This window comes from Pseudomonas sp. GW821-FHT10B02 (assembly GCF_059415665.1).
Genome location: NZ_JBWKNR010000029.1, coordinates 1 through 21672 on the forward strand (window position 1 = coordinate 1; position 21672 = coordinate 21672).

A 21672-nucleotide genomic window follows, 5' to 3' on the forward strand; every position below is an offset into this window, starting at 1 on the left:
TGGCTCCGCGACCAGGACTCGAACCTGGGACCCAATGATTAACAGTCATTTGCTCTACCGACTGAGCTATCGCGGAACTATCAATTTCAATTACTGCAATTTCGAAAACTGTATCACTACCGCTTCGAACTCTTCGACCTTGTGCATCGCTGCGTTCATGTCTCTGAGGCGCGCTATTCTACAACCTTCAAAACCCTTGTCAACCCCTAATTTGCATTCAACTTACTGATTTGCAACTTTTTTTCAGATTCCCGATTTTGCTGGAAACCTGCGGGGTGACATACAGCGGGGCGCACTTTACAAGCACTCGAGAAAAAATGCAAAGAAAAAAGGCCTCGAAATTCGAGGCCTTAGCGTAACCACCCGAAAAATCAGGCGAAGACGATTTCCTCGCCTTCTACCTTGGCGGTGATTCCGGTGCCTGGCAGGAACTTGCCAGCCAGGATCAGCTGCGCCAACGGGTTCTCGATCCAGCGCTGAATCGCCCGTTTCAACGGCCGTGCACCATAGACCGGGTCGTAACCGACAGCGATCAGCTTATCCAGCGCTTCGTCGCTCAGTTCCAGGCTCAGGTCGCGTTCAGCCAGACGGCTGCGCAGACGGCCCAACTGGATCTGGGTGATGCCAGCGATCTGATCGCGGCCCAGCGGTTCAAAGACCACCACTTCGTCGATACGGTTGATGAACTCTGGGCGGAAATGCGAACCCACTGCGTCCATCACCGCAGCCCGTTGCGCTTCGCGATCACCGACCAGGTCCTGGATCTGTGCCGAACCGAGGTTGGAGGTCATCACGATCACGGTATTGCGGAAATCCACCGTGCGTCCGTGGCTGTCGGTCAGGCGACCATCTTCAAGCACCTGCAGCAACACGTTGAACACATCCGGGTGCGCCTTCTCGACCTCGTCGAGCAGCACCACGGCATAAGGCTTGCGCCGTACCGCTTCGGTCAGGTAACCGCCCTCCTCGTAACCGACATAGCCCGGTGGCGCACCGATCAGACGGGCCACGGAGTGTTTCTCCATGAACTCGGACATGTCGATACGCACCATCGCCTCTTCGGTGTCGAACAGGAACTCGGCCAGGGCCTTGCACAGCTCGGTTTTACCGACACCGGTCGGGCCGAGGAACAGGAACGAACCACTTGGCCGGTTCGGGTCGGACAAGCCGGCGCGCGAACGACGAACGGCGTTGGAGACCGCAACCACGGCTTCCTCCTGACCGATCACGCGCTGATGCAGCAGGCTTTCCATCTTCAGCAGTTTTTCCCGCTCGCCTTCAAGCATCTTGGCCACCGGAATACCGGTCCACTTGGAGACGACTTCAGCGATTTCCTCTTCGGTCACCTTGTTACGCAGCAGCTGGTTCTCGGCCTTGCCGTGCTGGTCGACCATCTGCAGGCTGCGTTCCAGGTCCGGGATCACCCCGTACTGCAGCTCGGCCATGCGGCTGAGGTCGCCTTTGCGCCGTGCGGTTTCCAGCTCCTGGCGCGACTGTTCGATTTTCTGCTGGATCTGCGCAGAGCCCTGCACTTCGGCTTTTTCCGAGGTCCAGACTTCTTCCAGATCAGCGTACTCACGCTCCAGCCGGGCAATCTCTTCGGTCAGTTTTTCCAGACGCTTGATTGCGGCTTCGTCTTCTTCTTTCTTCAGCGCCTGGGATTCAACCTTCAGTTGAATCAGACGGCGCTCCAGGCGATCGAGCACTTCCGGCTTGGAGTCGATCTCCATGCGAATGCGGCTGGCCGCTTCGTCAACCAGGTCGATGGCCTTGTCCGGCAACTGCCGGTCAGTGATGTAGCGATGGCTGAGCTTGGCCGCGGCAATGATCGCGCCGTCGGTAATCGCCACCTTGTGGTGCACCTCGTAACGCTCTTTGAGGCCACGCAGGATGGCGATGGTGTCTTCCTCGCTCGGCTCCTCCACCAGTACTTTCTGGAAGCGCCGCTCGAGGGCCGCGTCTTTCTCGATGTACTGGCGGTACTCGTTCAGGGTCGTGGCACCGACGCAGTGCAGCTCACCACGGGCCAGGGCCGGCTTGAGCATGTTACCGGCGTCCATGGAGCCTTCACCTTTACCGGCGCCGACCATGGTGTGCAGTTCGTCGATGAACAGAATGATCTGCCCTTCCTGCTTGGACAGTTCATTGAGCAGCGCTTTGAGGCGTTCTTCGAACTCACCACGGAACTTGGCACCGGCAATCAGCGCGCCCATGTCCAGCGACAGCAGACGCTTGCCTTTAAGGCCGTCTGGCACTTCGCCATTGATGATGCGCTGGGCCAGGCCTTCGGCGATGGCGGTTTTACCGACGCCAGGCTCACCGATCAGCACCGGGTTGTTTTTGGTCCGACGCTGCAACACCTGAATGGTGCGGCGGATTTCGTCGTCACGGCCGATCACCGGGTCAAGCTTGCCGTCTTCGGCACGCTTGGTCAGGTCGACGGTGTACTTGTCCAGGGCCTGACGCGACTCCTCGGCGTTGGGGTCGTTGACCGCCTCACCGCCACGCAGGTTGCTGATGGCGTTTTCCAGGGCTTTCTTGGTCACGCCCTGGCTCAGCAGCAACTTGCCGAGCTTGCTGTTCTCGTCCATGGCGGCGAGCAGCACCAGTTCGCTGGAAATGAACTGGTCGCCCTTCTGCTGGGCCAGGCGGTCGGCCTGGTTGAGCAGACGCGCCAGATCCTGCGACATGTTCACGTCACCGGTCGGGTTCTGGATTTTCGGCAGTTGGTCGAGCTCTTTGCTCAACGCCTTGCGCAGGCTGTTGACGTCAAAGCCCACCTGCATCAGCAGCGGCTTGATCGAACCACCTTGCTGGTCGATCAACGCTTGCAACAGGTGCGCGGGCTCGATGGCGGGATGGTCCATACCAACGGCCAGGGATTGGGAGTCGGATAACGCCAGCTGTAACTTGCTGGTCAAACGGTCTATTCGCATAAGTTACCTTCCTTTTATGGGCAGGCCGGAGCGATGGACACACCTGATGAAGATAAACCTGCCTGAGATACCCCATTAGATGAGGGTGATTCTGGAGGATTCAAGCTTAGCGGGGTTGATTCAGGTCAGCGCGGGGCCAGCCAGATCAATGAGGCGAAGCGTCCACCTTGCGGAGTACGCCGATAAGAATAGAAGCGTGGATCGCTGACGGTGCACAAGCCACCGCCATACACCGCATTTACGCCACGGGCGGCCAGACGCAGACGCGCCAGGGTATAGATGTCGGCCATCAGTTTATCCGGGCGTACACCGGGCACGAAGGCCTGGGCAGTTTCCGGATGAACGGTCGTGAAGGCATCGCGCACTTCCAGACCGACTTCGAAGGCTTGCGGGCCAATGGCCGGGCCCAGCCACACCAGCACCTCTTCAGGTGGCAAGTTCAGGCGGTCCAGGGTGGCCTCGATGACCCCGTTGGCCAGACCGCGCCAGCCAGCATGGGCAGCCGCGACACGGGTGCCGGCACGGTCGCAGAACAGCAACGGCAGGCAATCGGCGGTCATCACCGTGCAGGCAATACCTGGGGTGGCGGTCCAGCTGGCATCGGCTTCGGCGATTTCGCCAGGGTCGGCATCCGCCACCACGACGCCATGCACCTGCTTGAGCCAGGCGGGCTGGATGCCAAACTCGGCGGTCAGGCGACGACGGTTCTCGGCCACCGCATCCGGCGCATCGCCGACATGATCGCCGAGGTTAAAGCTTTCATATGGCGGCAGGCTGACCCCGCCAGAACGGGTGGTGACGCACGCGCGAACCGCGGCTGGCGCAGGCCAGTCCGGGATCAACAGAGCGTGCGTCAGCTCACTCATCCGACGAACGCCTCGCGGTCCTGCTTGAGCAGCGACAGCAGCCAGACGAAATCGTCCGGCAGCGACGACTCCCAGCCCATACGCTCGCCGGTCACCGGGTGATCCAGCTCCAGGAAGCGCGCATGCAGGGCCTGACGCGGGAAAGTCTTGAGGGCTTCGACCATGGTCTGGCTGGCGGCTGGCGGAATGCGGAAGCGACCGCCGTAGACCGGATCGCCGACCAACGGGAAGTTCACGTGAGCCATGTGCACACGAATCTGGTGGGTACGCCCGGTTTCCAGCTTGACCCGTACATGGGTATGCGAACGGAAGCGCTCCAGCACGCGGTAGTGACTGACAGCCGGCTTACCGCCTTCGGTCACGGCCATGCGCTGGCGCTGCCCGCCATGGCGGCCAATCGGGGCATTGATCTTGCCGCCGGCGGTGACCACACCGATCACGATGCATTCATAGATGCGGCTGACACTGCGGCTTTGCAACTGGGCAACCAGTTGGGTCTGCGCCTGGATGGTCTTGGCCACCACCATCAGTCCAGTGGTGTCCTTGTCCAGGCGGTGGACGATGCCGGCGCGCGGGACATTGATGATGTCCGGCACATGGTGCAGCAGCGCGTTGAGCAGGGTGCCATCAGCGTGGCCCGCAGCCGGGTGGACCACCAGCCCGGCGGGCTTGTTGATCACCAGGATGTGGTCGTCTTCATAGACGATATCCAGCTCGATGTCCTGGGCCACCCACTCGCCCTGGGCTTCCTGCTCGGCCTCAAGGGCCAGCAGCGAGCCGCCGTGGACGATATCGCGCGGACGCAGGACGGCGCCATCGACCGTCAGGCGCCCCTCCTTGATCCAGGTGGAAAGGCGCGAGCGCGAGTGCTCAGCGAACAATTGGGCGGCGACTTGGTCGAGGCGTTGCCCGCCCAATTCGGACGGCACCTCTGCGCTAAGTTGAATGATCTCGGACATGCTCGAATCAGCGGGCGGCACAGCCTTTGGTTTCGACTGCACGCTTGTGGTTAAATACGACGTCTTTTGCCCCGCAAGTTACATCGGGGTGCTCATCATAACAGGACGGCCACGCCCAAGACAGCGGCCGTCATAGGGACGCAAGCCGCCATGCAAGTGAAACACCTGCTGCTGATCGCCATCCTCGGACTGACCGCTGCTTGTTCTTCGAAGGAAGTCGTCGACGAAAACCTGAGCGAAGCCGAGCTGTACCAGCAGGCGCAGGCCGATCTGGACAACCACAGCTACACCAGCGCCACCAGCAAGCTCAAGGCCCTGGAATCGCGCTATCCGTTCGGCCGCTATGCCGATCAGGCCCAGCTCGAGCTGATCTACGCGAACTACAAGAACGCCGAGCCAGAAGCCGCCAAGTCGGCCGCCGAGCGCTTCATTCGCTTGCACCCCCAGCACCCGAACGTCGACTACGCCTACTACCTCAAGGGCCTGACCTCTTTCGATCAGGACCGTGGCCTGCTGGCGCGTTTCCTGCCGCTGGACATGACCAAGCGTGACCCGGGTGCTGCCCGCGACTCGTACAACGAGTTCGCCCAGCTGACCAGCCGCTTCCCCAACAGCCGTTACTCGCCAGATGCCAAGCAGCGCATGATCTACCTGCGCAACCTGCTGGCGTCCTACGAAATCCACGTCGCCGACTACTACCTGACCCGTCAGGCCTATGTCGCTGCTGCCAACCGTGGCCGCTACGTGGTCGAGAACTTCCAGGAAACCCCATCGGTCGGCGACGGCCTGGCGGTGATGACCGAAGCCTACATGCGTCTGCACCTGGACGAACTGGCTGCCACCAGCCTGGAAACCCTCAAGCTCAACTACCCGGATCACCCAAGCCTGGTCGACGGCCAGTTCCAGCCCAAGCAGGATGAAGCCGACAACCGCTCCTGGCTGTCCAAGGCTACCCTGGGCCTGATCGAGACCGATGCGCCGCTGCCGCCGGGCGAAACCCGCGCCAACCAGGACGTGATCCGCCAGTACGAAGACGCCAAGGAAGCGATTCCGGCCGAACTGCTGCCAGAGAACAGCGACGCCGTCGAAGAAGAGCAACACGAAGCGGAAGGCAACAACGACGACCGCTCCTGGTTCAGCTACATGACCTTTGGCGTGTTCGACTGATCGATCATGCAACAGATAAAGGGAGGCCAAGGCCTCCCTTTTTTCATGCCCGAGCCCTAGACTAAAGGCTCTTCACTGATAAAGCTGGACACCATGGTTCGCCTACTTTTCTGGATCGCCCTGATCGCCGCCGCTTTCTGGCTGTGGCGCAAGTTCAAGGCCAGCAACGCTGCCAAACCCGACAACAGCCTCGAAGACCCGTTGAAAATGGTGCGCTGTGCCCATTGCGGCGTGCACCTGCCCAATGACCGCGCCCTGCGTCTCGGCAGCCAGTGGTATTGCAGCCAGGCGCATCTGGAGCAAGGGCCCGGCGATCAGCGCTGAATCAGCCGTTTTATCGCAGGGCAAGCCCGCCGTCCCCCACCGAGCCTCTGTAGGAGCGGGCTTGCCCTGCGGTGAGTCCTTACTCTCCGGTCAATCGCCCTGCTGGCGCATAAGGCCGTGGATCGATGATCGGTTCACGGCCCAGTAGCAGGTCGGCAAACAGCTGGCAGGACGCTGGCGCCAGCACCAGGCCGTTGCGGTAATGCCCGCAGTTCAGCCACAAACCCTGCCAGCCCGGCACTTCACCAATGTAAGGGATGCCCTCGGGCGAGCCCGGACGCAAACCCGCCCAATGGCCAACCGGCGTGGCGTTGGCCAACGCCGGGAGCAACTCGATAGCTGAAGCCTTGAGGCTTTCCAGAGCCTCGGCGGTCGGGGTTTTGTCGTACCCGGCATGCTCCAGGGTACTGCCCACCAGAATGTGGCCGTCTCTACGCGGGATGGCGTAACGCCCCTTGGCCAGCACCATGCTCGGCAGGAAGTCTTCGGCGCATTTGAACAGAATCATCTGCCCTTTGACCGGCTCGACCGGCAACTCCAGGCCCAGGGGACGCAACAGATCGCCACTCCAGGCACCGGCAGTCAGCACCACGCGATCGCCAGCAATCATCCCGTCAGCCGTCTCGACCCCAGTGATACGCCCGTCCTGCTGGCTGAAGCCGGTGATTTCGCAGTGCTCGCGAATGCTCACGTTAGGCATCGCCTGCAACGCCGCCTTGAGCGATTTGACCAGGCGCGGGTTACGCACGTTGGCCACGCCCGCCATGTAGATAGCGCGCTGGAAACCGGCGCCGAGTACCGGCACCGCATCATAGGCGGCAGAGATATCCACCGCACTCAATGGCCGCCCTTCCCGCTCGGCCCAGGCCAGGGCCTCGGCTTCGTCGTCCAGGTCCAGCCAGTACAGGCCGGTGGTATGCACCTCGGGATCCACCCCGGTGCTGGCAAACAAGCGCTCACCCAACTGTGGATAAAAATCCTGCGACCAGTGCGCCAATGCTGTCACTGCAGGGCTGTAGCGCCAGGGGTAAAGCGGCGAAACAATGCCGCCACCGGCCCAGGACGACTCCTGCCCCAGCTCACCGCGATCACACAGCACCACCTGCTCGACCTCGGCCGCCAGGTTGAACGCCGTCAGCAGGCCGATCACTCCGCCGCCGACTATCACTACTTGTTTGGTCATCTATCGATCCAACGTCTGAAGTAAATCGCGAAAGGCCTCAGCTACCCCAGCAACCATTGCCGGCATCCCCGATGCTTTCGGGATTGCCGCGCACACCCGTCTGGTCAAGCACATAGTCACCGCACGGATCAGCCATCATCAGGCCACCGGGAAGGCGTCGTGCCAACAGGGTGAACGACTCCTTGTCGCGTACCGCTTGCAAGCGATAGTGAGCGGTGCCGCTCGCCAATAGCGTCACCTGTGTTTCGCTATCGCTGTACTGTCCCGCACGAGAGTAATGGCGCTCCAGTTGCTGCGCGCTGGTGAACAGCAAGCCGACAATTTCCGTGCGAGCCGTTTTTCTGACCTGGTCGCTGTAACCGGGGTAGGCAATGCTCGCCAGAATGCCGACCACAGCGATGACAATCAACAGTTCGATCAGGCTCAATCCTTTCTGCGGCCTCATGCACCCGCTCCTTAATAGACTTGTCGCCAGAGGATCCGCCTCCAGGGTTGCGACGCTGGCTCGACAGGCTGCGCAATCACGCTCTCCAGCACACTGCGGGCAGTGCCATAGCGCACCACGGCAGTGATTCGATACAGCCTTACCTTAAGTTCTGGCGGCATCTGCCTGGCCTTGGTGCTCTCCCCCAGGGACTGAATGAGATAGAAGCCGCGATCGCCTGCCTGCCAAGCCAGACCGGAGCTTGCGCCAACACCTGCATACACTCCGCCCGTGGTAATCAAGCCAGCTTCAGGGGGCGGCAGGCAAAATTCGCAGCGTGGGCCTGCCAGCTCCAACGCTCTGGACTCTGCCTGCTGCAGCAGTTGTTGCGCCTGTTCGAACGTTTGCAACGTGTTCGACAGGTTGCGCGCCATGCGCTCTTGCTGGATCGCACTGCCCAGCGCCGATAACCCAAGCAATCCCAGCAGCAACACCAGCGTCAGACTAAGCAGCAGAACCAGGCCACGTTGCCTCATGACCCGTCCAGCGGATTGCCCAGGGCAATGCTCGTTCGATACGTCTGTGGCCTGACGCGTTGCTGTGGGTCGATCAGGGTCAGGGCGAGCTGCACAGCGGAAATACCTGAGGAACCGCCCCTGATCAGTTCAAGCTGCAACTCACCGACCCCGTCTACCAGTGCGCCATCACTTGCCCCGCTACGCAGGCGCAGCTCACTGGCTACCAGTCGGTAATCCTGACGCCGGATGAGCACGGCAAACTGCCCCGCTTCAGGCGCCCGAATACCCGCATACACATTTGCCTGCGTTCGGCAGTCGGTGACCAAGGTCCAGTCCGGCCGGCCGCTGGCTGGCACGACCTCGGCACTGATCAGGCTCAGACGCTGCAGGCGCCCGTCCGCGCCGCGAGTGATTTGCACAGGCTGTGCGAATGCATCGGCAGCCAAGGGGGCGTCGAAGACCATGGCATCGTGACGCAGGCAGCCGAACATTCCTGCCATGCGAAGACTTTGGGCCAGGCGCTGCAGGGCGTGACGCGCATCCTCCTGCATCCGCGCCGCCGCCTCTTGTGCCTGCCAGGACTGGCTTGCAGCAATAAACAGGCGATTGCCACCGAGCAACACCAGCAATCCCAGGCTCAGGGCCAGCATCGCTTCCAGCAGGCTGAAGCCCGCTTGCCTGGTCATTGCCCGGAGTCCTGATTGGGTAACGTCTCGCCAGCACGGGCCTGCTCGAGCACGCCATGGGCCAGATAGGTCGCCTGGGTACTACGCAATGCATTTTCGGTGGCCTGCAAGGCCCGCACCTGCAAACCGGCGGCGGCAAACAAGCCCACCCCCAACACAGCCATCGCCACCAGCACTTCAATCAACGTCATGCCTTGTTGCTGCCAGCCATCCATGGCCAACCTCCGCGACTTTTCCACAGTCCTTTGCCAACCCGGCCGACTGGACGCCAGCGACACGAGCTTCGAACCTATAGCGAAGCACTTCCAGGGAGGAATGCACGGTGAAGCAACAGGGCGTAACACTGATTCAAATCTTGTTCGCATCAGCCCTACTCGGGCTGCTTACACAGATGAGCGTACCGACTTACCACACCATGAGTACCGGACTACAGCGGCAAGTTGCGGCCAAAGACCTGGCCCAGGCGCTACGCACCGCGCGCAGTGAGGCGCTGCTACGCAATAGCAACGTGCGTCTGCAAGCTCTGGAGGCAGATTGGAGTAATGGCTGGCAGATGATTGCCGAGCACGACAGCCCACAACTGCTGCATGAATGGCGCAGCAATGGACGAACGATCATTGTTGGAAACGAGCCGGTGGCCCGGCAGGTGCGCTTCAATGGCCTGGGTTTACCGCTGCGCGAGAGCGGCGCCTTTCAGGCCGGGACGTTGCATGTTTGCCAACGTCCCGAAGCGCTGAGTCACTATCAGGTGGTGCTGTCGCACACCGGCAGAGTCAGCCTGCGTGATGCGCTGATCAAGCAGCCGCTGTGCGCGGCTGTCGGGTCAGATCAATGAACGAACGCGCAGTTCCTTGGGCATCGAGAAGGTGATGTTCTCTTCACGGCCATCCAGTTCTTCGGCGCCGGTGGCGCCCCACGCCCTGAGTTGCTCGATCACACCGCGCACCAGCACTTCCGGCGCCGAGGCACCAGCAGTGATACCGATGCGCTCGACACCGTCAAACCAGCTTTTCTGCAGGTCTTCGGCGCCGTCGATCAGGTAAGCCGGTGTCGACATGCGCTCGGCCAGCTCACGCAGGCGGTTGGAGTTGGAGCTGTTCGGGCTGCCCACTACCAGGACCACATCGCATTCGTCGGCCAGCTGTTTCACCGCGTCCTGGCGGTTCTGGGTGGCGTAGCAGATGTCGTCCTTGCGCGGTCCGCCGATACTCGGGAAGCGCGCACGCAGGGCATCGATCACCCGGCTGGTGTCATCCATCGACAGGGTCGTCTGGGTCACGAAGGCCAGTTTTTCCGGGTTATTGACCTGCAGCTGGGCTACGTCTTCCTCGTCTTCGACCAGGTAGATTGCGCCGCCGTTACTGGCGTCGTACTGGCCCATGGTGCCTTCGACTTCCGGATGGCCCTCGTGGCCGATCAGGATGCATTCGCGGCCGTCGCGGCTGTAGCGCGCTACTTCGATATGCACCTTGGTGACCAGCGGACAGGTTGCATCGAACACCTTCAGACCGCGGCCGGCTGCCTCCTGGCGCACAGCCTGGGAAACACCGTGGGCGCTGAAGATGACGATGACGTCATCCGGCACCTGGTCCAGTTCTTCGACAAAGATGGCGCCGCGGGCGCGCAGGTCTTCGACCACGAACTTGTTGTGCACCACTTCGTGACGCACATAGATCGGCGGGCCGAAGACTTCCAGGGCGCGGTTGACGATCTCGATCGCCCGATCCACGCCCGCGCAGAAGCCGCGAGGGTTGGCGAGTTTGATTTGCATGCTCGGCTCCGGGCTCAAAGCGCTGTGACTTCGAGGATTTGCACCTCGAAGCTCAGGGTTTTGCCGGCCAGTGGATGGTTGAAATCGATGGTCACCTGGGCGTCATCGAAAGCCTTGACCACACCCGGCAGCTCGGCATTGGCAGCGTCGTTGAAGATCACCAGCAGACCTTCGGAAAGCTCCATGTCGTTGAACTGCGAGCGTGGCATGATCTGCACGTTCTGCGGATTGGGCTGACCGAAGGCGTTTTCCGGCGCGACGGTAACGGTGCGCTTGTCACCAGCCTTGAAGCCGAAAATGGCCGCTTCAAAGCCCGGCAGCAGGTTGCCGTCACCGACCTTGAACACCGCCGGCGCCTTGTCGAAGGTGCTGTCGACGGTATCGCCGTTTTCCAGGTGCAGCGCGAAGTGCAGTTTCACTTCGGTGTTCTGGCCAATGCGGGTATCAGTCATGGACAGGTTCTCCGGACTTCTTGCTCTTGAACATATCCAGCGCCAGCATCACCGCACCCACGGTAATGGCGCTGTCGGCCAGGTTGAAGGCCGGGAAATACCAGCGGTTCTGCCAGTGGACGAGGATGAAGTCGACCACATGGCCCAGCACGATACGGTCGTACAGGTTGCCCAGCGCACCGCCAAGCACCAGCGCCAGTGCTACCGCCAGCCAGGTCTCGTTGCGCCCCAGGCGCTTGAGCCAGACCACCAGCACACCGCTGACCACCAGGGCGATCAGGGCAAACAACCAACGCTGCCAGCCGGAGCTGTCCGCCAGGAAGCTGAAGGCAGCACCGGTGTTGTAGGCCAGGGTCCAGCTGAAGTAGTCAGGAATGACCACGATCTGCTGGTACAGGCTCAGCGCGCCCTCGAAGTAGAACTTGCTGGCCTGGTCGAGGACCAGGACCAGCAGACTCAGCCAGAGCCAGCCAAGGCGCCCGAAGCGCCCTGCAGCGGGGTTAGGCATAGTGGCGCACCTCACCGTTGCCGCTGATGTTGTCGGCGCAACGGGCGCAGATTTCCGGATGCTCCGGGTTCGCCCCGACGTCAGCACGGAAGTGCCAGCAACGACCGCACTTGGCGTGGCCGGACTTGACCACTTTCAGTTTAAGGCCAGGCACTTCAGTCTCGACCGCATCGGCTGGCGCCTGGACGAACGGTGCCACGCTGGCGGCCGAAGTGATCAGCACGAAACGCAGCTCGTCGCCCAGCTTGTTCAGGTCGGCGCTCAGAGCGTCGTCGGCGAACAGGGTGACTTCAGCTTGCAGGTTGCCACCGATGGCCTTGGCCGAACGCTGGTTCTCCAGTTCCTTGTTGACCGCAGTCTTGGCCGCCATTACGCGGTCCCAGTAAGCGCGACCCAGCTCGAAGCCTTCCGGCAGCTCGGTCAGCCCCTGGTACCAGGTGTTGAGCATCACCGATTCGTTGCGTTCGCCCGGCAGGTACTGCCACAGCTCGTCGGCGGTGAACGCCAGGATCGGCGCGATCCAGCGCACCAGCGCCTCGCTGATGTGGTACAGCGCGGTCTGGCAGGAACGACGGGCAACACTGTTGGCGCCAGTGGTGTACTGACGGTCCTTGATGATGTCCAGGTAGAAGCCACCCAGCTCCTGCACGCAGAAGTTGTGGATCTTCGAATAGACGTTCCAGAAGCGGTATTCGCCGTAGTGCTCTTCCAGCTCGCGCTGCAGCAGCAGGGTACGGTCGACCGCCCAACGGTCCAGCGCCAGCATGTCTTCGGCCGGCAGCAGGTCGCGGGCCGGGTCGAAGCCGGACAGGTTGGAGAGCAGGAAGCGCGCGGTGTTGCGGATACGCCGGTAGGCGTCGGCGCTGCGCTGCAGGATCTGCTCGGAAACCGCCATTTCGCCGGAGTAGTCGGTGGCCGAAACCCACAGACGCAGGATGTCGGCACCCAGGGTGTCGTTGACCTTCTGCGGCTCGATGGTGTTACCCAGCGACTTGGACATCTTGCGGCCGTTTTCGTCGACGGTGAAACCGTGCGTCAGCAGCTCGCGGTACGGTGCGTGGTTGTCGATGGCGCAGCCGGTCAGCAGCGAGGAATGGAACCAGCCGCGGTGCTGGTCGGAACCTTCCAGGTACAGGTCGGCACGCGGGCCGGTGTCGTGGCCGATGCTGTGCGAGCCACGCAGTACGTGCCAATGGGTGGTGCCGGAGTCGAACCAGACGTCGAGAGTGTCAGCGATCTTGTCGTACTGGGCCGCTTCATCACCGATCAGCTCGGCCGCGTCCAGTTTGAACCAGGCTTCGATGCCTTCGTTCTCGACGCGCTTGGCCACTTCCTCCATCAGCTCGACGGTGCGCGGGTGCAGCTCGCCGGTCTGTTTGTTGAGGAAGAACGGAATCGGCACACCCCAGTTACGCTGACGCGAGATGCACCAGTCCGGACGGTTGGCGATCATCGAGTGCAGGCGCGCCTGGCCCCAGGCCGGGACGAACTTGGTGTCTTCGATGGCTTTGACCGCGCGCTTGCGCAGGGTCTCGCCGTTGTCTGGCTGCTTGTCCATGCCGACGAACCACTGTGCGGTGGCACGGTAGATCAGCGGGGTTTTGTGGCGCCAGCAGTGCATGTAGCTGTGGCTGATGGTTTCGGTGTGCATCAGCGCACCGACTTCCGACAGCTTCTCAACGATGGCCGGGTTGGCCTTCCAGATGAACTGGCCGCCGAAGAATTCCAGCGACGGCACATACACACCGTTGCTTTGCACTGGCGTGAGGATGTCGTCGTTGACCATGCCGTAGCGCTTGCAGGTAACGAAGTCGTCTTCACCGTAGGCTGGCGAGGAGTGAACCACACCGGTACCGGCGCCGAGTTCGACGTAGTCGGCCAGATAAACCGGCGACAGGCGGTCGTAGAACGGGTGACGGAAGTTGATCAGCTCCAGCGCCGAACCTGCTGCGGTGGCGATGACCGAACCTTCCAGCGCGTAACGCTTCAGGCACGACTCGACCAGCTCTTCAGCCAGCACCAGCAGTTTGTCGCCGACGTCGACCAGGGCGTACTTGAACTCCGGGTGGACGTTCAGCGCCTGGTTGGCCGGGATGGTCCACGGGGTGGTGGTCCAGATCACGATCGAAGCCGGCTTGGCCAGCGAGGCCAGGCCGAAAGCGGCGGCCAGCTTGGCGTCATCGACGATCGGGAAGGCAACGTCGATGGTCTGGGATTTCTTGTCGGCGTATTCGACCTCGGCTTCAGCCAGGGCCGAACCGCAATCGAAACACCAGTTCACAGGCTTCAGGCCTTTGAACACGAAGCCGTGCTTGACCATCTCGGCCAGGGCGCGGATTTCACCGGCCTCGTTGGCAAAGTTCATGGTCTTGTAAGGATTGCTCCAGTCACCCAGCACACCCAGGCGGATGAACTCGGTCTTCTGCCCTTCGATCTGCTCGGCAGCGTAGGCACGGCACAGCTCGCGGGTCTTGTCCGCGGTCAGGTGCTTGCCATGGGTCACTTCGACCTTGTGCTCGATCGGCAGGCCGTGGCAGTCCCAGCCCGGGACGTACGGGGCGTCGAAACCGGACAGGGTCTTGGAGCGGACAATCATGTCCTTGAGAATCTTGTTCAGCGCATGACCGATGTGAATCTTGCCGTTGGCATAGGGCGGGCCGTCGTGCAGCACGAACTTCGGACGATCCTTGCCAATTTCGCGCAGCTTCTGGTACAGGCCAATGCTGTCCCAGCGCTGCAGAATCTGCGGTTCGCGCTGTGGCAGGCCGGCCTTCATCGGGAAGGCGGTGTCCGGAAGGTTTAGCGTGGCTTTATAGTCGGTCATTTCAGGCTCTTCGTTAGCGGTTGAGCGTGCCAATGGGCACGTGCGGCGGCGATATCCGCATCGATCGCCGACTTCAGCGCCTCCAGGGAGGCGAAACGCTGCTCTTCACGCAGCTTGTGGTGGAATTCCACCGTCAGGCGCCGGCCATAGAGATCGCCGGCGTAATCAAGGAGATGCACTTCCAGGTGGGCACTGCCATCACCGGAAACGGTTGGCCGTACGCCAATGTTGGCGACGCCCGGCCAAGGCTTGCCATCGACTTCGACACTGACCAGGTAAACCCCGCTCAGCGGTACGCGACGACGCTTGAGTTGTATGTTGGCAGTCGGTGTGCCCAGTTGGCGCGCCAGTTTTTGCCCGTGCAGGACGCGGCCGCTGATGCGGTACGGGCGTCCGAGCAGGCGTTCGGCGAGAGCGAAGTCAGCGTTGGCCAGGGCCTGGCGCACTTGCGTGCTGCTGACCCGCAAGCCATCCAGCTCGACGGTTTGCGCCGCTTCAACGGTGAAGCCCTGGCTCAGACCGGCTTGCTGGAGAAACTCGAAGTCGCCGACCCGGTCGCAACCAAAGCGGAAATCATCGCCGACTTCCAGGTGCTTGACCCCCAGGCCGTCGACCAGGATGGTATCGACGAACTCAGCGGCGCTGAGCTTGCTCAGGCGCTGGTTGAACGCCAGGCACAGCACCCGGTCCACGCCTTCAGCGGCCAGCAGCGCGACCTTGTCACGCAGGCGGGCCAAGCGGGCCGGCGCAGTGTCCGGGGCAAAGTATTCTCGCGGCTGCGGCTCGAAAATCACCACGCAGCTGGGTACGCCCAGCTCTACCGCTCGCTCACGCAGGCGCGCCAGGATTGCCTGGTGGCCACGGTGAACACCGTCGAAGTTGCCAATAGTGGCGACACAGCCCCGGTGCTGGGGGCGCAGGTTGTGAAGGCCTCGAACCAGCTGCATAACGCGCTTCTTGCTCATAAAGTGGTCGATTATAACCACACCCGGGCGCGGACGACAGGCAGCAGCGTCACCCCGAGGCGTGGAATAGATAAAACCGACGTCTGGCCGTGGTCGCCGCTCAATGCAGTGCCTTGCGGGCAAAGTCACGCGGACGGAAACCAAACACGAACAGACTGCCGAAATAAGTCACTACACCCGCCAGAATCAACACGCCCAGACGCAGGAAACGTTCGAGCATTCCGCCTTCTTCCCAGGCCGGCATGTAATGCATGCCCACCAGCAGCACCACCGACATCAACAGCACCGCCAGGACCAGCTTGGCGAGGAACTTGGCCCAGCCCGGCTGCGGCTGGAACAGCTGCTGCTGACGCAGCTTCCAGTACAACAGACCGGCATTCAGACAGGCGCCGAGGCTGATCGCCAGGGCCAACCCTGCATGTTGCAGGTGAGTAATGAACATCAGGTTGAACAGCTGGGTACAGACCAGGGTGAATACTGCGATTTTAACCGGAGTACGGATGTTCTGCTGGGCATAGAAGCCAGGGGCCAGCACCTTGACCAGAATGATTGCCAGCAGGCCGACCGAATAGGCAATCAGGGCACGCTGGGTCATGGCGGCGTCGTGTGCGCTGAATTTGCCGTATTGGAACAGCGCCACGGTCAACGGCTCGGCGAGGATCGCCATGGCCAGGGTGCATGGCAGCACCAGCAGAAAACACAGACGCAAGCCCCAGTCGAGGATCCGCGAATACTCATGACGGTCACGGTTGGCGTAGGTCTTGGCCAGGGTCGGCAACAAGATGGTTCCCAGCGCCACGCCGAGCACGCCGGAGGGCAGCTCCATCAGGCGGTCGGCGTAGTACATCCAGGACACCGAGCCGGCCACCAGGAACGAGGCGAAAATGGTGTTGATGATCAGCGAGATCTGGCTGACCGACACGCCGAGGATCGCTGGCAGCATCTGCTTGAGCACCCGCCATACTCCCGAGTCACGCAGATTCAGGCGTGGCAGCACCAGCATGCCGATCTTCTTCAGGTGCGGCAGCTGGTACAACAGTTGCGCCAGGCCACCAGCCAATACTCCCCAGGCCAGGGCCATGATCGGCGGATCGAAGTACGGGGTCAGGAACAGGGTAAAGCCGATCATCGCCACATTGAGCAGGGTCGGCACGAAGGCCGGCACCGAAAAACGGTTCCAGGTATTGAGGATGGCCCCGGCCAGCGAGGATAGCGAGATCAGCAATATATAAGGGAACGTCACCCGCAACAGGTTGGTGGTCAGCTCGAACTTTTCACCACTGCTGACAAAACCCGGTGCGGTGACCCACACCACCCAGGGGGCGGCCAGTATGCCGAGCGCGGTGACCAGGGCCAGCACCAGGGTCAGCAACCCGCTGACGTAGGCAATGAAAGTGCGTGTCGCTTCGTCGCCCTGCTGGGTCTTGTACTCAGCCAGGATCGGCACGAAAGCCTGGGAAAATGCGCCCTCGGCGAAGATCCGCCGCAGCAGGTTGGGCAATTTGAAGGCGATGAAGAAGGCGTCGGTAGCCACGCCGGCACCGAACACCCGCGCCAGGATGGTGTCGCGCACAAAGCCCAACACCCGTGAAATCATGGTGATGGAGCTGACGGCGGCCAGGGATTTCAGAAGGTTCATTGAAAGTTTTTTACGCCTAAAGATAAAGGGCTGTGCCGGAACGCGCCCAGTTGTGCGATACTCCGCGCCGCAACGCAAGCAGAGCAAAAGCTCCCGAGTTTACAGGTCGTACCGCAGAAGGGAATCACTCCCTTGTAAGGAACAACCACTCAGCGGATCCATGCAAGTGCCCTTGACAACCGATCAACTCATCGGCATGATTCGCGGCCTATTTTGTTTGCTATTTACCAAGTCTTTCGAGGAGCTCGACGGTGGCCAACTCACCTTCCGCCAAAAAACGTGCAAAACAGGCTGAGAAGCGTCGCAGCCACAACGCCAGCCTGCGTTCCATGGTTCGTACCTACATCAAGAATGTAGTTAAAGCCATCGACGCAAAAGACGCCGAAAAAGCGCAAGCTGCTTACACTCTGGCTGTTCCTGTTATCGACCGTATGGCCGATAAAGGCATCATCCACAAGAACAAGGCTGCTCGCCATAAAGGCCGTCTGAATGGCCACATCAAGGCGCTGAAAGAAACTGCAGCTGCCTAAGCGACACGCTTGTTAAAAAACCGACCTCAGGGTCGGTTTTTTATTGCCTGCAATTCCTGTGTTGTGGACCGATAACGTTGTGGGAGCTGGCCTTGCCAACGACGAAGGCCACAGCTGATCCATACGCTGCACCGCCCTCATCGCCGGCAAGGCCGGCTCCCACAAAAGTCATCCAGCTGTTGTTACTTACCGATCTGAATCTTCGGTGCCCACTGCAGCCATTCGTCCTCAGCCTTGTCGAACAAGGCAAAGGTCTGCTGCGGTCGAGCCGGATTACCCATCTTCTCGCCATCTGGCGTTGCAAAGGCAATACCGCCCTCGATCAGGGTTTCCAGCGACTCTGTGCGCACCGTAGCGCCTTTGAACAAGCCGAAGTCAAAGCCAAAGCCACTGCTGTTCCAGAATCGGCTACCACCACGCACCAGGGCGGCATAGCGTGGCTCGATAAGGATATGAATCAGCACGCGGTCTGCCGTCTGCCCTAACTCGAAACCGGTGACTTTACCCACCGGAATCTCGCGATACGTCACCGGCACACCTGGCTTGATCGAGCCTCGCCGCGGCGCACTGAGCACCAACGCCAGGCCCGCTTCACGCGCGGAGAAATCCGGCGCCTGGGGCAGCGCATTGAAGGTCCGCTGCGGCCCCAGGTTCTTCGAGGCAGGCTGAACTTCCAGGTACTGCCCCGTCACCAAGGTTTCCAGGTTTTCGGTCTTGACGATGCCCAGGGCCGGCTTGACCACCCAGAACTGCGTACCTTCGCGAGCAATGCGCTCAGGCACTTCAGTAATACGCGCCTTGAGCAGCACCGCTTGCAGATCGTCGGTCAGATCGACCTGCTCGACCTTGCCAACATCCAGGCCTTTGAAGCGAACCGGGGTGCCGACCTTGAGGCCATCAGCCCGCTCGACCCGGATGGTCACCGTGGTGCCACTGCGATTGGCCGCCTCCTGATCCGCATTCAGGCGGAAACTCGGAATCCGGCGCTTGAGCGGCACATTCGGAATCGGCGTATCGAAAGCGATACCGCCCGCCATCAGGCTCTGCAGCGACTCGCTCTTGATCTGCACGCCCGACAAGCCACCGGTGAGGGTGATGCCACTGGCATTCCAGAATCGCGTCGAGCCGTTGACCAGGTTGGCGTACTCCTTCTCGATGTGCACACCGATCAGCAGGCGCTTGCTCTTCTTGGAGAACTGGTAGCTCTGTACGGTACCGACCTTGACCTGACGGTAGAGCACCGGGCTGCCAACCTCCAGCGAACCAAGGTTGTCACTGAACAGTACCAGGTGTAGCCCCGGCGCTTTCAGGTCCAGAGGAGGCGCTTTCTCCCGCGCTTCGAACTCGCGCTGTGGAGAGGCACCTTTATCACCCGGGCGGATAGCAATGTAGTTACCCTTGACCAGCGCCTCCAGACCGGTGATCCCGGCCAGGGAGATGGATGGCTTGACCACCCAGAACTGGGTGCCGTCGACCAGGTAGTCTTCGGCCAATGGGTCCAGGGTCAATTCGGCGACGGCACTGGTAAGGTCAGCATCGACTTTAAGGGTTTTCAGCGAGCCGACCTGAATGCCTTTGTACATCACCGGCGTACGCCCGGCCTGCAGCCCCTCGAAGTCGCTCAGCTTGACCTTGACCTTGATACCCGCCTGGGCAGCATCGAAGTCTTCGAACAAGCGGAACGGCAAGTTCGGATCGGTTGGCGGGCTGTCCTTGCGGTGCTCCGGTGTAGCAAAGGCAATACCGCCGGCAACGATGCTGGCCAGCGACTCACTGCGCACTTTCACCCCGGACAGGTCGGCATCGATACTGATGCCACTGGCGTTCCAGAAGCGCGTGTGCTTGCGCACCAGGTTGGTGTAGGCCGGCTCGATGAAGACTTTGATTTCCACCGTGCCCTGGTCTTCGGCCAGGCGGTAGCTTTTCACCTTACCGACCTGGATTTGCTTGTAGAACACCGGGCTGTCGCGGTTGAGCGAACCCAATCGATCTGCCTTGAGCGTCAGGTGCAGGCCAGGCTCGCTATCAGACAATGGCGGTGCTTCGTCCAACGCTTTGAAACGTTTGCTTGGCTCTCCCGTACCTGGGCTCACGGCAATGTAATTACCCGATACCAGAGTCTCCAGACCGGTGATGCCAGCCAGCGTGACACTCGGCTTGACCAGCCAGAAGCGTGTGCCGCTATTGAGGTGCGGCTCAGCTTCCTTGTTCATTTCAATGGTGGCGATAACACCGGTGTTGTTGCCTTTGGCATCCAGCACCAGCTCTTTCACCTTACCCACCGACATGCCCTTGAAGACCACCTCGGTTTTGTTGACAACAATGCCCTCACCGCTTTCAAAGCGAACCTGAATGTTCACCCCTGAGTCGCGGTACGCCTGCCAGCCAAGCCAGCCGCCAATGACCAGGGCGATCAGAGGCAATATCCATATGGCCGACCAGTTCGAAGCTGGGCGGGTTCTAGCCGTAGGCAAATCACTCATGGTCGTCATCCGACTCCGTGTTATCCCAAATCAGTCGGGGATCGAAAGTTACTGCAGCAAGCATCGTCAGAATCACCACACTGGCGAAGGCGACGGCGCCCAGGTTGGCTTCGATACTGGCGATCCTGCCGAAGTTCACCACCGCCACCAGAATGGCGATCACGAAGATGTCGAGCATCGACCAGCGTCCGATAAATTCAATAAAGCGGTACATCAAAATCCGCTGCCGCGCAGACAATGGCTGTCTGCGTTGCACCGAGTAGAGCAGCAGCCCGATACCCACCAACTTGAAGGTGGGTACCAGAATACTGGCAATAAACACCACGGCTGCAATCGGCAACATGCCGAATTTAATCAGGGTGATGACACCGGACATGATGGTGTCCGGCGCCCCCTGACCCAGCGTACTGACGGTCATGATCGGCAGCACGTTGGCCGGAATGTAGAGAATTGCCGAGGTGAGCAGCAAGGCCCAGGTTCGCACCAGGCTGTTCGGCCGCCGCGCATGCACAATCGCACCGCAACGACTGCAGGTTTGCGAGTCACACTCGGGCTCCTGGCGATTCAGTTCATGGCACTCGCCACAAATCAGAATTCCAGCATCAATCGCACGCATGCAGGTCTTCCCCCGATAAAGCACTCCAGATCTGGTGGGGTGACATCACCACCTCCAACCACACCTGTACCAATAGCAAACTGATGAAACAGACCAGCCCCAGACCGAGGCTCAAGTCCGCCAGTTCGACCAACTTGACCATCGCGACCAGCACGCCCATGAAATACACCTCGAGCATGCCCCAGTCGCGCAGATGGTGATAAATCCGGTAAAGCAACAGACCGTAACTGCGGCCGATGTTCAGACGAATACTCAGGAGTACCGCCAGCTGGCACAGCAGCTTGAGCAAGGGGATAGCCATGCTGCAGAGAAATACCACCACCGCCACTTCAGGCATGCCGGTGTTGTATAGCCCGACCACGCCACTCCAGACCGTATCGTTCGAGCTTTGGCCCAACAGATGGAGTTGCATGATGGGAAGAAAGTTGGCGGGTATGTAGAGCAGCAAGGCGGCGAGCACCAGTGCCAGGCTGCGCTGGACGACATTGTGACGGTGCGCATAAAGCTCGTAACCGCAGCGTGGGCAATGCGCTTTTTCATCCAGCTTGAGCGCAGGCTTGCGCATCAGCAGGTCACATTCGTGACACGCCACCAGTTGATCCAGGGGTAAGTCGGCAAGCTGATGGGAATCGACAGGCTCGGACATAGTGAACTTCTGAGTTTACATAAGAGCGCTATTCTAGCTGATTGGTTATTTCTCTGTGTTTCATGGTTGAAACATAGCAAGGGCGCTACAACCGCCAAAAAAGACAAAACCCCTACCTGCATACGCAGATAGGGGTTTCGGAATTTAATCTTGACGATGACCTACTCTCACATGG

Annotated in this window: 21 protein-coding genes and 1 tRNA gene; 4 read left to right on the plus strand and 18 right to left on the minus strand. The window is 60.8% G+C overall.

Annotated elements, in window-relative coordinates; all coding sequences use genetic code 11:
- The 4 genes from AC07OF_RS25405 to rluD form a co-directional block, all read right to left on the minus strand.
- Positions 1-76, minus strand: a tRNA-Asn gene (locus tag AC07OF_RS25405).
- A gap of 295 nt (positions 77-371) precedes the next feature.
- Positions 372-2936 carry an ATP-dependent chaperone ClpB gene (gene clpB / locus AC07OF_RS25410; protein ID WP_157191134.1) on the minus strand — a complete coding sequence of 855 codons (2565 nt, stop codon included), beginning with the start codon at positions 2934-2936 and terminating at the stop codon, positions 372-374.
- A 125-nt stretch (positions 2937-3061) separates the two neighbouring features.
- The gene (pgeF, locus tag AC07OF_RS25415; RefSeq protein ID WP_157191133.1) at positions 3062-3802 is read right to left on the minus strand and encodes a peptidoglycan editing factor PgeF; all 741 of its coding nucleotides are present in this window, start codon (positions 3800-3802) and stop codon (positions 3062-3064) included.
- Positions 3799-4761 (minus strand): 23S rRNA pseudouridine(1911/1915/1917) synthase RluD, encoded by a 963-nt coding sequence (rluD, locus tag AC07OF_RS25420; RefSeq protein WP_038606900.1) that lies wholly within the window; start codon positions 4759-4761, stop codon positions 3799-3801. Before rluD ends, pgeF begins: the two co-directional genes overlap by 4 nt.
- Before the next feature lie 150 nt (positions 4762-4911).
- Here rluD and AC07OF_RS25425 point away from each other — a divergent pair, with 150 nt between their 5' ends.
- Positions 4912-5928 (plus strand): outer membrane protein assembly factor BamD, encoded by a 1017-nt coding sequence (locus AC07OF_RS25425; protein WP_157191132.1) that lies wholly within the window; start codon positions 4912-4914, stop codon positions 5926-5928.
- Between the two features lie 93 nt (positions 5929-6021).
- Positions 6022-6252 (plus strand): PP0621 family protein, encoded by a 231-nt coding sequence (locus AC07OF_RS25430; protein ID WP_274296880.1) that lies wholly within the window; start codon positions 6022-6024, stop codon positions 6250-6252.
- Positions 6253-6331: 79 nt separating this feature from the next.
- On the opposite strand, the gene thiO is transcribed toward AC07OF_RS25430, so the two are convergent.
- The 5 genes from thiO to pilV are packed head-to-tail and all read right to left on the minus strand — an operon-like array spanning position 6332 to position 9278.
- Positions 6332-7435 carry a glycine oxidase ThiO gene (thiO, locus tag AC07OF_RS25435; RefSeq protein ID WP_157191130.1) on the minus strand — a complete coding sequence of 368 codons (1104 nt, stop codon included), beginning with the start codon at positions 7433-7435 and terminating at the stop codon, positions 6332-6334.
- 37 nt (positions 7436-7472) lie between these two features.
- Positions 7473-7880 (minus strand): type IV pilin protein, encoded by a 408-nt coding sequence (locus AC07OF_RS25440; protein WP_495073662.1) that lies wholly within the window; start codon positions 7878-7880, stop codon positions 7473-7475.
- An 11-nt stretch (positions 7881-7891) separates the two neighbouring features.
- The gene (locus AC07OF_RS25445) at positions 7892-8395 is read right to left on the minus strand and encodes a hypothetical protein (RefSeq protein ID WP_157191128.1); all 504 of its coding nucleotides are present in this window, start codon (positions 8393-8395) and stop codon (positions 7892-7894) included.
- A complete protein-coding gene (locus AC07OF_RS25450; RefSeq protein WP_495073663.1) occupies positions 8392-9063 on the minus strand; it encodes a PilW family protein in 672 nt (223 codons plus the stop codon). Before AC07OF_RS25450 ends, AC07OF_RS25445 begins: the two co-directional genes overlap by 4 nt.
- The gene (gene pilV / locus AC07OF_RS25455) at positions 9060-9278 is read right to left on the minus strand and encodes a type IV pilus modification protein PilV (RefSeq protein WP_495073664.1); all 219 of its coding nucleotides are present in this window, start codon (positions 9276-9278) and stop codon (positions 9060-9062) included. Before pilV ends, AC07OF_RS25450 begins: the two co-directional genes overlap by 4 nt.
- A 176-nt stretch (positions 9279-9454) precedes the next feature.
- On the opposite strand from pilV, the gene AC07OF_RS25460 reads away from it, so the two are divergent.
- Positions 9455-9898, plus strand: coding sequence for a GspH/FimT family protein (locus AC07OF_RS25460; protein WP_232478232.1), 444 nt, complete (start codon positions 9455-9457; stop codon positions 9896-9898).
- Here the strand turns inward: AC07OF_RS25460 and ispH are convergent.
- The 6 genes from ispH to murJ all read right to left on the minus strand — a co-directional run bounded on the left by ispH (position 9887) and on the right by murJ (position 17222).
- Positions 9887-10834: a 4-hydroxy-3-methylbut-2-enyl diphosphate reductase gene (gene ispH / locus AC07OF_RS25465; protein WP_157191126.1), complete on the minus strand. Its 948-nt coding sequence runs from the start codon at positions 10832-10834 to the stop codon at positions 9887-9889. The two genes, AC07OF_RS25460 and ispH, sit on opposite strands and share 12 nt — an antisense overlap.
- A gap of 14 nt (positions 10835-10848) precedes the next feature.
- Complete coding sequence (gene fkpB / locus AC07OF_RS25470; RefSeq protein ID WP_157191125.1) at positions 10849-11286, minus strand: FKBP-type peptidyl-prolyl cis-trans isomerase; 438 nt, start codon at positions 11284-11286, stop codon at positions 10849-10851.
- Entirely contained in the window at positions 11279-11794 is a 516-nt protein-coding gene (lspA, locus tag AC07OF_RS25475; protein ID WP_038606874.1) for a signal peptidase II, read from the minus strand. Before lspA ends, fkpB begins: the two co-directional genes overlap by 8 nt.
- The gene (gene ileS, locus AC07OF_RS25480; RefSeq protein WP_495073665.1) at positions 11787-14618 is read right to left on the minus strand and encodes an isoleucine--tRNA ligase; all 2832 of its coding nucleotides are present in this window, start codon (positions 14616-14618) and stop codon (positions 11787-11789) included. Before ileS ends, lspA begins: the two co-directional genes overlap by 8 nt.
- Positions 14615-15565, minus strand: coding sequence for a bifunctional riboflavin kinase/FAD synthetase (ribF, locus tag AC07OF_RS25485; RefSeq protein ID WP_157191123.1), 951 nt, complete (start codon positions 15563-15565; stop codon positions 14615-14617). Before ribF ends, ileS begins: the two co-directional genes overlap by 4 nt.
- Positions 15566-15683: 118 nt before the next feature.
- Positions 15684-17222: a murein biosynthesis integral membrane protein MurJ gene (gene murJ / locus AC07OF_RS25490; RefSeq protein WP_157191122.1), complete on the minus strand. Its 1539-nt coding sequence runs from the start codon at positions 17220-17222 to the stop codon at positions 15684-15686.
- A 251-nt stretch (positions 17223-17473) separates the two neighbouring features.
- Here murJ and rpsT point away from each other — a divergent pair, with 251 nt between their 5' ends.
- Complete coding sequence (rpsT, locus tag AC07OF_RS25495) at positions 17474-17752, plus strand: 30S ribosomal protein S20 (protein WP_157191121.1); 279 nt, start codon at positions 17474-17476, stop codon at positions 17750-17752.
- A 182-nt stretch (positions 17753-17934) separates the two neighbouring features.
- Here the strand turns inward: rpsT and AC07OF_RS25500 are convergent, their stop codons facing one another.
- From AC07OF_RS25500 to AC07OF_RS25510, 3 genes are read right to left on the minus strand one after another with little or no spacing between them, the layout of a single operon-like run.
- A complete protein-coding gene (locus AC07OF_RS25500; protein ID WP_476446510.1) occupies positions 17935-20235 on the minus strand; it encodes a PqiB family protein in 2301 nt (766 codons plus the stop codon).
- Complete coding sequence (locus AC07OF_RS25505) at positions 20228-20851, minus strand: paraquat-inducible protein A (protein WP_038606858.1); 624 nt, start codon at positions 20849-20851, stop codon at positions 20228-20230. The genes AC07OF_RS25500 and AC07OF_RS25505 overlap by 8 nt, the downstream gene beginning before the upstream one ends.
- Entirely contained in the window at positions 20838-21497 is a 660-nt protein-coding gene (locus AC07OF_RS25510) for a paraquat-inducible protein A (RefSeq protein ID WP_157191119.1), read from the minus strand. The genes AC07OF_RS25505 and AC07OF_RS25510 overlap by 14 nt, the downstream gene beginning before the upstream one ends.
- Positions 21498-21672 lie beyond the last annotated feature (175 nt).

Coding starts and splice junctions, on each gene's coding strand:
- rluD (WP_038606900.1), bottom strand. CDS start 4,761: ATGTCCGAGATCATTCAACTTAGCGCAGAGGTGCCGTCCGAATTGGGC.
- murJ (WP_157191122.1), bottom strand. CDS start 17,222: ATGAACCTTCTGAAATCCCTGGCCGCCGTCAGCTCCATCACCATGATT.
- pilV (WP_495073664.1), bottom strand. CDS start 9,278: ATGGATGGCTGGCAGCAACAAGGCATGACGTTGATTGAAGTGCTGGTG.
- thiO (WP_157191130.1), bottom strand. CDS start 7,435: ATGACCAAACAAGTAGTGATAGTCGGCGGCGGAGTGATCGGCCTGCTG.
- clpB (WP_157191134.1), bottom strand. CDS start 2,936: ATGCGAATAGACCGTTTGACCAGCAAGTTACAGCTGGCGTTATCCGAC.
- ileS (WP_495073665.1), bottom strand. CDS start 14,618: ATGACCGACTATAAAGCCACGCTAAACCTTCCGGACACCGCCTTCCCG.
- AC07OF_RS25450 (WP_495073663.1), bottom strand. CDS start 9,063: ATGACCAGGCAAGCGGGCTTCAGCCTGCTGGAAGCGATGCTGGCCCTG.
- ribF (WP_157191123.1), bottom strand. CDS start 15,565: ATGCAGCTGGTTCGAGGCCTTCACAACCTGCGCCCCCAGCACCGGGGC.
- AC07OF_RS25460 (WP_232478232.1), top strand. CDS start 9,455: ATGAGCGTACCGACTTACCACACCATGAGTACCGGACTACAGCGGCAA.
- fkpB (WP_157191125.1), bottom strand. CDS start 11,286: ATGACTGATACCCGCATTGGCCAGAACACCGAAGTGAAACTGCACTTC.
- AC07OF_RS25440 (WP_495073662.1), bottom strand. CDS start 7,880: ATGAGGCCGCAGAAAGGATTGAGCCTGATCGAACTGTTGATTGTCATC.
- ispH (WP_157191126.1), bottom strand. CDS start 10,834: ATGCAAATCAAACTCGCCAACCCTCGCGGCTTCTGCGCGGGCGTGGAT.
- AC07OF_RS25510 (WP_157191119.1), bottom strand. CDS start 21,497: ATGTCCGAGCCTGTCGATTCCCATCAGCTTGCCGACTTACCCCTGGAT.
- AC07OF_RS25425 (WP_157191132.1), top strand. CDS start 4,912: ATGCAAGTGAAACACCTGCTGCTGATCGCCATCCTCGGACTGACCGCT.
- pgeF (WP_157191133.1), bottom strand. CDS start 3,802: ATGAGTGAGCTGACGCACGCTCTGTTGATCCCGGACTGGCCTGCGCCA.
- AC07OF_RS25500 (WP_476446510.1), bottom strand. CDS start 20,235: ATGAGTGATTTGCCTACGGCTAGAACCCGCCCAGCTTCGAACTGGTCG.
- lspA (WP_038606874.1), bottom strand. CDS start 11,794: ATGCCTAACCCCGCTGCAGGGCGCTTCGGGCGCCTTGGCTGGCTCTGG.
- AC07OF_RS25445 (WP_157191128.1), bottom strand. CDS start 8,395: ATGAGGCAACGTGGCCTGGTTCTGCTGCTTAGTCTGACGCTGGTGTTG.
- AC07OF_RS25430 (WP_274296880.1), top strand. CDS start 6,022: ATGGTTCGCCTACTTTTCTGGATCGCCCTGATCGCCGCCGCTTTCTGG.
- AC07OF_RS25505 (WP_038606858.1), bottom strand. CDS start 20,851: ATGCGTGCGATTGATGCTGGAATTCTGATTTGTGGCGAGTGCCATGAA.